This window comes from Hyphobacterium marinum (assembly GCF_036330325.1).
GTDB classification, from domain to species: Bacteria; Pseudomonadota; Alphaproteobacteria; order Caulobacterales; family Maricaulaceae; genus Hyphobacterium; species Hyphobacterium marinum.
On record NZ_JAZDRO010000001.1, the window covers coordinates 438,444 to 451,637 of the forward strand.

Below are 13,194 nucleotides of genomic sequence, written 5' to 3' on the forward strand. Positions count from 1 at the left end.
GTTAATCTTCCAGCCCCGCCCGATAGCGCCGTGAGCCGGGGACCTCATCGCCTCCGGTGAGCGTGATCGTGACATCGCCTTCGCCGGTCGGGGTGATTTCTGTGATGGCCGCGCGATTGACCAGCCAGGAGCGGTGGACGCGCACCGCGTCGATTCCGGCCTCCCGAAGCAGGGTTTCCAGTTCGGCGAGCGTCATACGGGCGAGGTGCTCGCGCGTGCCGAAACTGGCCTCAACGTAATTCCCCGCAGCCCGCGCGACGCGGAAATCCGCGGCCTCGGCGAAAATCGTCCGCCCGCCGCATTTCAGCGTGATGCGCTGTTCGGCGCGGGCGTCCTGGCGGGCGGCGCGGGCTTCCAGGCGCAAGCGTTCCATGGTTCGGCTGGTCGAGAGGATAAGCTGGAAGCCGAGATAGGCCGCCGCCTGTTTGCGGAATTCATAGACGAATGTCCCCCAGAGCGTGTCGCCATAGCCGAAGGGCCGGTCGAAAATCGGGGGCCAGACGAGCGCGCGGAAGCCCGACATCAGCGCGACCTGCAGTGCGCCATAGACGAGGACGGCGGCGAGGTGGACGGCGAGCGCGGTGCGCCAGCGGCCGCGCTCGAACGGAAACGCCATACCGAGCCAGAGGACGGGCGGGACGAGGATCAGCATCGCGGTCACCGCGGTGCCTTCCAGTACCCAGCTGTAGTGGCCGGGCTGATCATCACCGGAGCGGACGATCTCGGTCCCGACCGACAGGGAATTGACGATATAGACCACGACGATGACGGCGGCGCAGAGCAGACCGGCGCGAAGAAGGGCGCGGCGGTCCGCCTCACGGTCGGCGGTCAGAGCGGTCGAGGACGTGCCGGTCATGGGTGCCAGTGTGCCGTGCGGCCCGGTTGACGCAAACCGGTTTTCATCCCGCACCGCCGCCGCTCGTCCCGTTGGTACAGCGATCCGCCCCGCCGGTCCGGCCTCCGGACCCGGGCGCTCGACGCGCGGGTATGGGCCGTTAGGGAAGGGTCAGCTGCCTGGATGAAAAGAAAGACTGTCATGGCCGAGATGCCGCAACCGGGACCCAATGCCGTCTTCACCCGCCGCCACGATCTCGATTGGCTGCGGATCGCGGCCTTCGCCATCCTCATTTTCTATCATGTCGGCATGTTCTTCGTGACATGGGGCTGGCATGTGAAAAGCCCGGACGCCAATGAAGGGCCGGAATTGCTGATGCGTCTGGTCAATCCGTGGCGTCTGGCTCTGCTCTTCTTCATTTCCGGCGTGGCACTGAGATTTCTCGCCGACAAGATCGGCTCGGCCGCGATGGCGCGAGACCGCTTCGTGCGCATCGCACCGGTCATTGTCTTTGGCATGGTGGTCCTCGTCATGCCCCAGACCTGGTTTGAGCTGCGGCAGGCGGGCGCGATTGGCCCGGATTTCCTCGCCTTCTATGGAGACTATCTCCGCCCGAATGTGCTGCACGGCCTCATAACACCGACCTGGAACCATCTCTGGTATGTCGTCTATCTCCTCGTCTATTCGCTTCTGCTCGCGCCGTTCATTCCGGGGCTTCGCGCGCTGGGAGAGAGTGGGTTGGGGCGGTTTGTCGGGGGGCTCTGGAGTTCGCGCTTCGGCCCGGTCCTGCTGCTCGTCCTGCCGGTTCTGCCCTTCATCGCCTACCGGCTCTGGCTCGACCCGGTTTTCCCGACGACGCATGCCCTCATCGACGATTGGGCCAATCACGCCCACCGGCTGACCATTTTGCTGATCGGGTTCTGGGCGGCAAAAAGCCCGGCCTTCTGGGGCGGGGTCCGTCGGGCTCTGTCGCTGGCGCTCGTCTATGCGGTGTTCTACGGGCTGGTCTATGCCTGGGCGGTGGCGCGGCCCGGTGCCGACTGGGAGGGACAGGAAGCCCTCCTCTGGGCGGTACGACTGGGCCGCATCGTCTACGCTTGGGCGGTGATCCTGACCTTGTTGGGCCTGGCCCAGCGATTCCTCAGTCGCGACGGGTCGGCACGGCGCTATCTCACCGAAGCGATTTTCCCGTTTTACATCCTGCACCAGACGATCACCGTCGCGGCCGGATATTACATCGCCCAGGCGGGCTGGGGCGTGTGGACACAATTCCTCGTGCTGGTGAGCGTGACGCTCGCGGGCTGCATGATCGGCTTCGAGCTCATCCGCCGGGTCGCGTGGCTGAGGCCGGTGTTTGGTTTGAAGGTGGGGGGCAGGCAATTAGCGTACAAGCGAAACAAAATCCCTCAGCGACAATAAGTTGCCGACTTGCTCTGGCCGATAAGACGGTTGAATTGGCATCGGTATGACGAGATGGAGCCCTTTTTCGAGCATTTCGTTCGTCTGACCGACCGAAATGCCAGGCTGCAACGTTAACAGGTGCTTCCGCTGGATACGGTCGGCTTCCGCCAGGACCTGCCGCCACCTGTCTTTGCAGGTCGTCTTTGTTGCCAACATATTTAACTTTTCCGCTGGGAAATGGGCGTCACGGTAAGCATCTTCACCAGGAAACAAGAAGTCGGCAGCGTGTTTCTTTTCAGTAGTAGCTTCCGCATCATAGGTAATTTCGTGAGCATCAAGAATTTTGGAAAAATGGTTCATCAACGCGTACCCGGCGCGAGATTTGCGTCGGTTATGCGCCGAAAGGGAAAAGCCTAGAAATCCGTCGACATCTATTTTCCCGTCTCCAGTATAAAATCCTTCTCTTATTCGCTTGGCGACTATCTCGCGCTCAAGCTCTCGGAACAGAAGCTCCTCACGGTCTATCCATGACATCAAGGCAAAATCCGGATCATCGCGCGGATCAATTTCCGGAAGTGTATTTCGAGCCAATTCGGAGAACGTACGTGTGTCTGGGAATTTTCCCTTGAAGCCAGCGACGATAGCGGCAGGGTCGAATTCCCCCGTCGACCTGAACGGGATTCCCAACAGGTCAAGAATCTCCAACCCAAGGTAGCCAATGGAGGCGGCTGTTCCCGGCTCAAGCTGACGGGATGAAAAGCTGTCAGTCTGTTCGCTTGTAATTCCAAAAACAAATTCGAGCGCTGCTAGTACGTCATTTTCTTGGTGGCACACAAAGAAAACTAGACGATCTTGATTCCGGCGCAGCACGAACAAGCGGTCACCAGGTTTCATTCGCTTGGTGATTTCGTTTTTCTGGTAGTACAGCCGCCATTCCGCGCTTCTATGGGGCTTGTTTTCGCGGGTATCGTACCAAGACAAATAGCCCTCGGCCGAAAGCAGATTGTCGTCTTCCGACAGGTAAAGGTAAGTGGCAACAAAGCGTTCATCGCCTGTTGCGCCGGTTTTTTTACGAAGTCGCGAGTCAAGAAGGCCGATGAGCACTTTGCTTCCGGTCACTTCATGTTGATTTGAAGCCGGGCTGATGCAATCCACCAAAGTCAATTCCTTGGCTGCTGCGCCCTGAAAATATTCGGCCAAAGATTGTGTCAAGCCTGCTCCCCCGGTCTTGTTATGCCGGATAATCTGTGACGCGTCACTTCCTGAGCCAACAAATCCAGCTTTCCGCTGATGTCATTAGGAGATTTCGATTTAAGCTCACACTCCCATACAAACAAAACCTGCCACCCCAAGGCATCAAGTTCTTTAATGTGTTTTTTGTCCCGTTCGACATTTCCACGTATTTTGTTGTGCCAGAATTCCGGTCGGGTGGCAGGCCATTTGAAGTATTTGCAATCGTGACGGTGCCAGAAGCAACCGTGAACGAAGATAACAGTTCGGTATTTTGGAAGAACGAGATCCGGTTTCCCAGGCAGTCGTTTGTCGTGCAACCGAAATCGGAAGCCGCGTGCATGAAGGCCCCGCCGGACAATCATTTCCGGTTTAGTGTCCTTGCCGCGAATGCCGGACATCATCCGGCTGCGAACCTTGGCGCTGACAATATCGGTCAAGCTGGTGTCTCCTCAACGGAGACAACACCGTATCAGGCGGCTTCGGACAAGGGGCGCTCCGGTAGACCGAGGTCTTCTCGCAACTGCTGCTCCATATGGCGGGCGATGGCTTCAACCGCCGGCACCACGACAGCATTCCCAAACTGCCGGTAAGCCTGTGTATCTGAGACCGGAATCGTCCACTTGCGACCGCCATGCTCGAAACCCATCAAGCGAGCGCATTCGGTTGGTGTCAGCCGCCGCGGTCTCGGACCGTGGGGCTGGTCAATCAGGATTTCCGAACCATCCTTGTGGTATCGCGCCGACAAGGTTCGTGCGACATCATCGGGTCCAAAAAGGCTATAGCCAAAGCCGTTGCCTTTGCCCTCGTGCTTGGCACGATAGGCCTGCAGGTAGTCCCAGAGATTTTCCGTCAACGTGTATTTCTGGCCAATTTCATTGTGGGACTGGAGAATGTCGCCAAGAACCGGGTGACACTGCGCATCCGGAACCTGCTTTTCAAAGCCATCAAATTTGAATTTCCTGCTATCCCTGAAGCCGACAAGGAATATCCGTTCCCTCTTCTGGGGTACCCACGGCGTGGCGCTTACGACCTTGTATTCAACGTGATAGCCTAACTCCTCCGTCAGCGTTCTCATGATGACCGCGAAAGTTTTCCCCCGGTCGTGGCTCTGGAGATTCTTGACGTTTTCCAGAAGGAAAGCGGCTGGTTGGTGATGCTTTATGATGCGGGCGACATCAAAAAACAGCGTGCCTTGGGTTTCATCCTCGAAACCATGAGGCCTGCCGAGCGCATTCTTTTTTGATACACCTGCCAGCGAGAATGGCTGACAGGGAAATCCCGCAAGAAGCACATCGTGGGCGGGAATTTTTGAAGGATCTTCGCCGTAGGGGCGAATGTCCCCGACCGATTGATGACCCTTGCCGTCATAAAAGTTCGCTGCATATGTTCGCTGGGAATGCTTGTCCCATTCGCTGGTGAAGACGCATTTTCCGTTTATCGCTTCAAATCCCAGCCGCAGTCCGCCAATTCCGGCAAACAGGTCGATAAACCGAAAGTCCGGTGAGTGAACAGCAGGAATGGATCTGCGTGCTGCTGCGAGAGTCTCAAGTTTCTCGATAGCAAGCCTGGATGGCTCGGCCTTCTTGTTCAGATAGCGAAGAATCGTTCGGTCGCAGACATCCAGTGTCTTGGCTGCGTCCTCGCGGGACAATCCGGCCCGGTCCATTAACGTGATGAATTCGGTCATGATGCCCCTCAAGCAGATCGAGTTCACGAAACTGGGATGATTCGCGACATAGTGTCGGTTTTTTACCCAGAAAGCATTTAATGTTCTACCAATGTTCTCACACAAAATGAAGCAAATCAACTTAAAGTTGTTCGCAAAAACCCCGCCGGAGTGATCCGGCGGGGTTTTCAAACTCTGAGACAGGGTCGAGCGGGAGTCCTACTCGTCGTCATCCATGCTGGGCACGGCGACGGCGTGGAAGCCGGCATCGACATGGAGCGTCTCGCCCGTGCAGGAATGGCCGAGGTCGGAGAGGAGGTAGAGCGCCGCGCCGGCGACGCCTTCCATGCGCGTGTCTTCCTTCATCATCGACCATTCGCGTCCGGTGCGCATCAGCGCCTTGCCGCCGGATATGCCGGCCATGGCGAGGGTGCGCATCGGGCCAGCCGAAAGCGCGTTGACACGGATGCCATTGGGGCCGAGATCGCGGGCCATGTAGCGGGTCGAGGCTTCGAGCGCGGCCTTGGCGACGCCCATCACGTTATAGCTGGGGACGACCCGTTCCGAGCCGAGATAGGTCAGCGTCACCATCGACCCGCCGTCGGGCATCAGGCGCGAGGCGCGCTTGCCGGCATCAACGAAAGAGAAGGCGGAAATCTCCATGGCGCGCCGCCAGCCATCCCGCGTGGTGTTCTCGGTGAAGGAGCCGACGAGCTCGTCCTTGCCGGCAAAGGCGATGGCGTGGACGAGGAAGTCGAGCTTGCCCCACTTGTCTTCAATCGCCTTGAAACAGGCATCCATCGAGGCGTCGTCGGTGACGTCGGCCGGGATCATGAAGGGCTCACCGCCCAGGCTCTCCACCAGCGGCGCGACGCGGCGCTCCAGCGCTTCACCCTGGTAGGAAAAGGCCAGTTCCGCGCCCTGCGCGGCAAGCTGCTGGGCAATGCCCCAGGCGATGGAATTCTTGTTCGCGACGCCCATGACGAGGCCGCGCTTGCCCTTCATCAGATCGCCCTTGGGGAAAACCGTGTCACTCATGGGGATGTCCTTGCTTGAAGAATGTGAGGTCAGACCTTCGAGAAGACGACCGTGCCGTTGGTGCCGCCAAAGCCGAACGAGTTCGACATGGTGGTTTTCAGGTCCGCATCGCGGGTCTCGGTGACGATGGGCAGGTTCAGTGCAGCGATGTCCGGGTCCATCTCGAATACGTTGATCGAGGGCGCGACAAAGCCGTGCTTCATCATCAACAGCGTATAGACCGCCTCGTGGACGCCGGCGGCTCCCAGCGAGTGGCCGGTCATCGACTTGGTGCCGGAAATCATTGGCGCGCTGTCGCCAAAGACTTCCTTCACGGCCTTCATCTCGGCGATGTCACCGACCGGCGTCGCGGTGGCGTGCGGGTTGAGGTAGTCGATCGGCGTGTTCACCGTCTCCATCGCCAGCTTCATCGAGCGCACCGCGCCCTCGCCGGACGGGGCGACCATGTCGTAGCCGTCAGAGGTCGCGCCATAACCGGTGATCTCGGCATAGATGGGCGCGCCGCGCTTCTTCGCGCGCTCGTATTCTTCCAGAACGACCACGCCGGCTCCGGCCCCGCCGACAAAGCCGTCACGGTCCTTGTCGAAGGCGCGCGAAGCCTGCTCGGGCGTGTCGTTATACTTGGTCGACATCGCGCCCATGGCGTCAAAGAGGTTAGACAGCGCCCAGTGAATTTCCTCGCAGCCGCCCGCGAAGATGACGTCCTGCTTGTTCCACTGGATCTGTTCGGCCGCTGCACCGATGCAGTGCAGCGACGTGGTGCAGGCCGAGGTGATCGAGTAGTTCACGCCGAGAATCTTGAACGGGGTGGCGAGCGTTGCCGACGCGGTCGAGCTCATCGCCTTGGGCACGGCAAACGGGCCGATGCGGCGCGGGCCCTTCTCGCGCGTCACGTCGGCGGCCGACACGATGGTGCCGGCCGACGGGCCGCCCGAACCCATGATGATGCCGGTGCGCGGGTGGGAAATGTCGGCTTCGGGAATGCCGGAATCGGCGATGGCCTGTTCCATCGCCATGTAGTTCCAGCCCGCGCCCTCGCTCATGAAGCGGTAAACGCGCTTGTCGACATGCTCGGCCGGGTCAACGGTCGGTTTGCCGCCAACCTGGCATTTGAAATTGTGGTCGGCGAAGCTCTGCATGAAGCCGATGCCGCTGCGGCCGTTCCTAAGAGAGTCGGTAACCTCCGCGGCATTGTTGCCGATCGGGGAAATGACCCCCAGGCCTGTGACGACGACACGACGCATATTCTTTCTCCCTGACCCGGTCTCTTGCCTCGAAGGCAGGACTTACATGTTTTCGGGTTTGAACAGGCCGACGCGCAAGTCCTTCGCGGTATAGATCGGCTTGTCGTCGGCATACATGGTGGCGTCGGCGATGCCGAGAACAAGGCTGCGCCGGATCACCCGTTTGATGTCGATCTCGTAGCGGACCGTCTTGACGTCCGGCGTCACCTGGCCGGTGAATTTCACCTCGCCGACGCCGAGCGCGCGCCCCTTGCCCGGTGAACCGCCCCAGACGAGGAAGAAGCCGACCAGCTGCCACATGGCGTCCAGGCCCAGACAGCCGGGCATGACGGGGTCGCCGATGAAGTGGCATTCGAAGAACCATTTGCCCGGATCGATATCCAGTTCGGCAATGATATGGCCCTTGCCATGGGCTCCGCCGTCTTCGGTGATCTTGGTGATGCGGTCCAGCATCAGCATGGGCGGGGCGGGCAACTGGCCGTTCTCCGGGCCGAAAAGCTCGCCGCGTGCGGATCGCATCAAATCGTCATAGGAAAGCGCATTGGGGCGGTCGGTCATGAAATATCCGGTCTGACGCCCGCCTGCGCGGGCTCGCTAGGGTCTCGAATAGACCCCATTTTCAGCGTCAGCGCAAAGCGTTCCGCTGGCTAGAGACCGGGAGCGGTATCATGCGCCGCAGTGGCGCTCAAGGCAGGTTGGCCAGCGGCCTCGACGGGCGGGCCGCCTTCCTCGGGATAGATACCCCACAGCGTGCCGACCTGGGCCCAGCCGCGCCGGCCCTGTGCTTCCAGGCGGCACCAACCGTCCCGGCAGCGTTCCAGCCAGAGGATAGCCCCGGCCTCTGCGATGGCTTCTTCAGGCGAGTCGTCGCGCGGACGGGCGCGAAGCGGCGTTTCAGCGCGCGCATAGACCGACCGCCGCCCGGAGAGGAGCGAGTTATGCATCCAGGTCAGCTCGCCATCAGGATCGCGGACGCGGCGCCATTCGGGCGTTTCCATCACCACTTCCATTGGCAGGCCGGCCCGGACATAGCGCCAGAGTATGGGGTGGGCTTGCTGGGGCCCGGCACGGCCATTGGCGACGCCGACTTTCAGCGAGACAAAGCGCGGCACAGGCAGGCCAGATGGCGTGTCCTGCGCCAGCGCGGCCGATCCGGCCAGAACTGTCAGAACGGCACAGGCGGAGAGGATGAATCGATGGAGTCCCAGCATGGCCGCGATCAGAACCCCATGGCGGTGAACAGGCCGTAAAAAATCGTGCATGGACAGGTTCGGCGTCAGGTCCGACACTGCCTGTTTCCGGAACGCAGCAGATCGCAGGACCACTTATGGCCAGACCCGCCGCAGCGAAATTCGGTGTTTTCATCGCACTGGGAGCCGGGATCGGTACGGCGATCGGGGTCGCGATGGACAATATCGGTGTCGGGGTTGGTGTCGGGGTCGGTATCGGCATTGCGATGTGGGCGCTGCTCAATGTCCGCAAGGCCAGTGTTCAGTCCGAGGACAGCGACACATCCGATTCCGGTTGACGGACAGGCGCGTCGTCCTGTCACTGTCATCCTTGAATCTGACGGCAGAATCCAAAAGGGGCCTTCCATGATCCGCACGACCGCCTGTCTCGCCCTCCTGATTGCGGCCAGTGCGCCGGCCTTGGCACAAGACCGGCAACTGACCTTCACCAATTCCGATCTCGGCGACGGCATCGTGATGATGTCGACCGGCGCAGGCGGCAATCTCGGCTTCCTGACGGGTCCGGACGGGACGTTGCTGGTTGATGACCTGTTGATGGGAACCGGCCCCCTGATCGAGGAGGCCATTGCCGAGCTGGGCGCGGAAGGTGCGCCACGCTTCATCCTCAATACGCACTGGCATGGTGACCATGCCGCGACCAACGGGCACTTTCAGGCGCAGGGCACAACGGTCGCCGCCCATCACAATATCCGTACCCGCATTGCCAATTCGGACCAGGACTGGGCCCAACAGGATGACATCCTGCCGATCCTGACCTTTGGCCATGACCTGACCTTTCACATGAATGGCCAGACGATCGAGGCGCTGCATGTCCCGCGCGCCCATACCGACGGCGATGCCATCGTCCTGTTCCGCGACGCCAATGTGCTGCACATGGGCGACGTCCTGTTCAACGGCCTGTTTCCCTTTGTCGACCTGGCCTCGGGCGGTACCGTCGAGGGCTATATCGCGGCGATGGAATTCGCGCTCGAGATGACCGACGCCGACACCCGCATCATCCCCGGTCACGGCCCGCTGGCGACGCGCGATGATCTGCAGGCCTCCATCCACATGCTGCGTTCCGTCCAGAACCTGGTCGCGACCATGGTCGAAGGCGGGATGAGTCTCGAAGAGGTTCAGGCGGCCGGCCCGCTTGCCGAATTCCATGATGACTGGAGCTGGGGCTTCATCTGTACCGAGCGCATGGTGATCATTCTCTACAATGATGCGGCTGGCATTGCCGAAAACTGGCCCGAGGGCATGCGCTGCACGCCTGCGCCGGCCCCGACCGAAGACTAAAGCCCAATATGAGGCGTGGCGGTTCGCTTTTCCGTGAACCGCCTGACCGCAATGTCATGTCCAAACCATGATGGCGTCAGACGCGCAGGCGCAGCCTTTCGGGCATGGTCGAGCCATCGCCGCCTGCAGAGTCCAAACCGAAGCCTCTACGCCGCTGGACGGGACCGGCGGTCGGCGTCATCGCCGGTCTCCTGCTATGGGCCCTCATCGCATCGCTGACGGGCAGCGGACTCCTGGGATTCGCATTCGGCCTCGTGCCCGGCCTTGTCATTTGGGCCGGCCTCGCCCTGTCGGGGCATCGCGGCTGATCGCACCCGCACATTGCACGAATTGAATTTCCGCCCTTAGATGTGGGCGGGGAGGACAACACACATGTTACGTTTCGTCTTGTGCGGGCTGGTTTTCAGCCTGGTGATTGCGGAGTCCTGCCGCGCGCAGGTCCTGGTCGATTATGTCCGCGAGCTGCACCTGGAAGATTTCCTCGCCGAATCCCGTGTCTCGCGCCCCCGCCTGTCACCGGACGGTACGCGGATCGCCTATTACGATCAGGGCGATCACGAGAGCCAGGGCAACCGCCTGACTGTCCGCGATCTCGATGCTCCCCGTGGGTCCGGTTACGTGCGGGCGGACTTCGGCGAGTTTCGCATTCTCGGCGTCAGCTGGGCCAATGACGAGCGCCTGCTGGTGACGCTGGGCGTGCCGGGGAGTGTGCGCATCTACCGAACCGATTTCGATGTTCAGTATACGCGGGTCCTGTCATTCTCCAGCCGGACGCTCGATGACCCGGTCATCCTGTTCGAGGGCGAAGGCCGCCGGGTCGAACGCAATCTGTTCAATATCCAGCTGCACGAGGTGGCCGATATCCTGCCCGGTCAGCCCGACTACGTCCTGATGCCCGCTTACCGCAGCCAGGCCCTCCATCTGTGGCGGGTCAATATCCTGACCGGCGAGGCCGACATCGTCGAGCGCGGTAATAACCGCACAGCGCGTTGGTATACTGGGCCTGACGGACGCGCGGTGATGCGGGTTGATGTCTCCTCGCGCGGACGGCGGGTCTCGGTGTTTACCCGCAACGAGTCCGGGCGCTGGCGGCGGTCCGCCACCTACCGCACCAATGAACTCTCCGAAGCCGCGCCCGAATTCGACTGGGCTGGAGCCTCCGATGATCCGGGACAGATCTACGTCTTCGCCAGCCCGGACGAGACCGGGCTGACCGGTGTCTATCTCTATGACCTGGAGTCCGGGGAATATATCGAGACGGCGGGCTCTCATGACCGGGTCGATGTGACCGGGACAATGATCCATCCGCGCACCAGGCGCTATCTGGGCTATTCCTATATCGAGGACCGGCTTCAGATCGAGTTCGCCGACGAAACCATTGCCCGTCACTATCGCGGAATCGATAATTTTTTCGGCGGCGAGGTCTCGGTCATGCCGCGCGACTACTCACCCAGTGGCCGCATGATCGTGGAAGTGTCCGGCCCGCGCGAGCCGGGCGTCTATTATCTCTATGACGAGCAGGCCGCCTCGATCGAGCCACTCTATTCCAGCCGGCCGCGCCTTGCTCCCGATGCGCTCGCGGATGTCGATATCATCCGTTATGCCGCGCGCGACGGTCTTGACCTGACCGGATATCTCACGATTCCCGAAGGCGGCGCGACCCGGACCACGCCGCTCGTCGTCATGCCTCATGGCGGGCCGGAAATGCGCGATGTCTATGACTTCGACATTTTCGCCCAGTACCTGGCGCTGAATGGCTATGCGGTCTTCCAGCCCAATTTCCGGGGGTCGTCGGGTTATGGCGAAGCTTTTGCCCGAGCCGGATACCGGCAGTGGGGTGCCGCGATGCAGGACGACATTACCGACGGGGTTCACCACCTGATCTCGCGCGGACGCGCAGACCCGGATCGGATTTGCATAATGGGGTTCAGTTATGGCGGCTATGCCGCACTGATGGGCGGGGCGACGACGCCGGACCTCTATCAGTGCGTGATTGCCGGTTCTTCGGTCACCGACCTGCCGGCATTCGTGGATTACTGGCGCAGCGAAGACAATGAAGAAGCGCTGGAATACTGGACCGAAGCCGTCGGCGATCCGCGCACCGAGTCAGACCGGCTGCGGGCGCACTCGCCGGTGAATCTGGCGGCGAATTTTACCGTGCCGGTCCTGCTTTTCCACGGCGATAACGATGCCATCGTGCCGGTCGAGCAATCCCGCGACATGGCCCGCGCCCTCGAGGATGCCGGTGTGGTGCACCATTACGAGGAGTTCCGGGGCGGGCGGCATTCGCTGTCGCTGGAGGGAGCTGAAGTGCGTTCCATCCTGGTGCGGTCGACCGAGTTCCTCGACCGGATGATCGGCGATCTGCGCGGGAGCGGAGAAGTGTTTGCCGGCGAGCCGGCAGACGACGCTGCGGAAGAGGACGAACCCTAGCCGCCGCAGACCGGACAGTCGGGGTCAGCGTTCAGGCGTACGGTCCGGGCTTCGGCGTCCAGGCCGTCATACATCATCAGACGGCCAGACAAATCGCGTCCGGCCCCGGTGATCACCTTGATTGCCTCGAGCGCCAGCATGGAGCCGACAACACCGGTTAACGCCCCGACCACACCGACGCGTGCGCAGGTTTCCGCATCGGGGGGCAGGACCGGTACCAGGCAGCGATAGCAGGGCCCACGCTCGCCGCGGGGACGTTGTTTCGTGGGACCCGACGTGAAGAGCGCGACCTGTCCGTCCCAGCGGCCGACCGCGCCCGAAAGCAGCGCAATACCGGCGTCATGGCACCCGGCATTGACCGCGAACCGGGTCTCGAAACTGTCCGTGCCATCAATCACCAGATCATGCCCTGCAAACAAACGGGCGGCATTGTCGCCGGTAACAGCCTCGGTCAGGGCGGTGATGGTGACACCGGGATTGAGCGCTTCGAGAGACGTCTTTCCGGTTTCGGCCTTCCGGGTGCCGACGTCTGCGGTTCGGAAGAGGATCTGGCGCTGGAGATTGTCCAGACTGACCGTGTCGGGATCGGCGAGTATGATCTGGCCGACGCCGGCCGCTGCGAGATAGAGCGCGGCGGGACTGCCCAGACCGCCTGCACCGACGATGAACACCTTCGCCGAACGAAGGGCCTGCTGGCCGGGTCCGCCAATCTCCTTCAACACCAGATGGCGGGCGTAACGTGCGATGTCGTCATCAGAAAAATTCATGAAATTCCATTACCACCCTTGCGGCGGTGGCGTCATCGCCTTCATCCTG

14 protein-coding genes are annotated in these 13,194 nt (G+C 61.3%); 5 read left to right on the forward strand and 9 right to left on the reverse strand.

Features of this window, described 5'->3' with window-relative positions; all coding sequences use genetic code 11:
- Position 1: 1 nt before the first annotated feature.
- Complete coding sequence (locus tag V0U35_RS02115) at positions 2-856, reverse strand: LytTR family DNA-binding domain-containing protein (protein ID WP_330194996.1); 855 nt, start codon at positions 854-856, stop codon at positions 2-4.
- A 162-nt stretch (positions 857-1,018) separates the two neighbouring features.
- Here V0U35_RS02115 and V0U35_RS02120 point away from each other — a divergent pair, with 162 nt between their 5' ends.
- Positions 1,019-2,254, forward strand: a complete 1,236-nt coding sequence (locus V0U35_RS02120; protein WP_330194997.1) for an acyltransferase family protein — start codon at positions 1,019-1,021, stop codon at positions 2,252-2,254.
- Here V0U35_RS02120 and V0U35_RS02125 read toward each other — a convergent pair.
- The 7 genes from V0U35_RS02125 to V0U35_RS02155 form a co-directional block, all read right to left on the reverse strand.
- The gene (locus V0U35_RS02125) at positions 2,216-3,448 is read right to left on the reverse strand and encodes a type II restriction endonuclease (protein ID WP_330194998.1); all 1,233 of its coding nucleotides are present in this window, start codon (positions 3,446-3,448) and stop codon (positions 2,216-2,218) included. The genes V0U35_RS02120 and V0U35_RS02125 overlap by 39 nt on opposite strands.
- Positions 3,445-3,906 carry a very short patch repair endonuclease gene (locus V0U35_RS02130; protein WP_330194999.1) on the reverse strand — a complete coding sequence of 154 codons (462 nt, stop codon included), beginning with the start codon at positions 3,904-3,906 and terminating at the stop codon, positions 3,445-3,447. Before V0U35_RS02130 ends, V0U35_RS02125 begins: the two co-directional genes overlap by 4 nt.
- Positions 3,907-3,938: 32 nt before the next feature.
- A complete protein-coding gene (gene dcm, locus V0U35_RS02135) occupies positions 3,939-5,156 on the reverse strand; it encodes a DNA (cytosine-5-)-methyltransferase (RefSeq protein WP_330195000.1) in 1,218 nt (405 codons plus the stop codon).
- Positions 5,157-5,354: 198 nt separating this feature from the next.
- A complete protein-coding gene (locus V0U35_RS02140) occupies positions 5,355-6,173 on the reverse strand; it encodes an enoyl-ACP reductase FabI (protein WP_330195001.1) in 819 nt (272 codons plus the stop codon).
- A gap of 29 nt (positions 6,174-6,202) precedes the next feature.
- Positions 6,203-7,417: a beta-ketoacyl-ACP synthase I gene (fabB, locus tag V0U35_RS02145; RefSeq protein WP_330195002.1), complete on the reverse strand. Its 1,215-nt coding sequence runs from the start codon at positions 7,415-7,417 to the stop codon at positions 6,203-6,205.
- A 42-nt stretch (positions 7,418-7,459) separates the two neighbouring features.
- A complete protein-coding gene (gene fabA / locus V0U35_RS02150) occupies positions 7,460-7,975 on the reverse strand; it encodes a 3-hydroxyacyl-[acyl-carrier-protein] dehydratase FabA (protein WP_330195003.1) in 516 nt (171 codons plus the stop codon).
- Between the two features lie 89 nt (positions 7,976-8,064).
- A complete protein-coding gene (locus V0U35_RS02155; protein WP_330195004.1) occupies positions 8,065-8,679 on the reverse strand; it encodes an SH3 domain-containing protein in 615 nt (204 codons plus the stop codon).
- A 65-nt stretch (positions 8,680-8,744) separates the two neighbouring features.
- On the opposite strand from V0U35_RS02155, the gene V0U35_RS02160 reads away from it, so the two are divergent.
- The 4 genes from V0U35_RS02160 (at position 8,745) to V0U35_RS02175 (ending at position 12,378) form a co-directional block, all read left to right on the forward strand.
- Complete coding sequence (locus V0U35_RS02160; protein ID WP_330195005.1) at positions 8,745-8,945, forward strand: glycine zipper domain-containing protein; 201 nt, start codon at positions 8,745-8,747, stop codon at positions 8,943-8,945.
- 67 nt (positions 8,946-9,012) lie between these two features.
- Positions 9,013-9,945 (forward strand): MBL fold metallo-hydrolase, encoded by a 933-nt coding sequence (locus tag V0U35_RS02165; RefSeq protein ID WP_330195006.1) that lies wholly within the window; start codon positions 9,013-9,015, stop codon positions 9,943-9,945.
- 104 nt (positions 9,946-10,049) lie between these two features.
- Positions 10,050-10,253 (forward strand): hypothetical protein, encoded by a 204-nt coding sequence (locus tag V0U35_RS02170; RefSeq protein ID WP_330195007.1) that lies wholly within the window; start codon positions 10,050-10,052, stop codon positions 10,251-10,253.
- A 64-nt stretch (positions 10,254-10,317) separates the two neighbouring features.
- Positions 10,318-12,378, forward strand: coding sequence for a prolyl oligopeptidase family serine peptidase (locus V0U35_RS02175; protein WP_330195008.1), 2,061 nt, complete (start codon positions 10,318-10,320; stop codon positions 12,376-12,378).
- Here the strand turns inward: V0U35_RS02175 and V0U35_RS02180 are convergent.
- The gene (locus V0U35_RS02180) at positions 12,375-13,145 is read right to left on the reverse strand and encodes a HesA/MoeB/ThiF family protein (RefSeq protein WP_330195009.1); all 771 of its coding nucleotides are present in this window, start codon (positions 13,143-13,145) and stop codon (positions 12,375-12,377) included. The genes V0U35_RS02175 and V0U35_RS02180 overlap by 4 nt on opposite strands.
- Positions 13,146-13,194 lie beyond the last annotated feature (49 nt).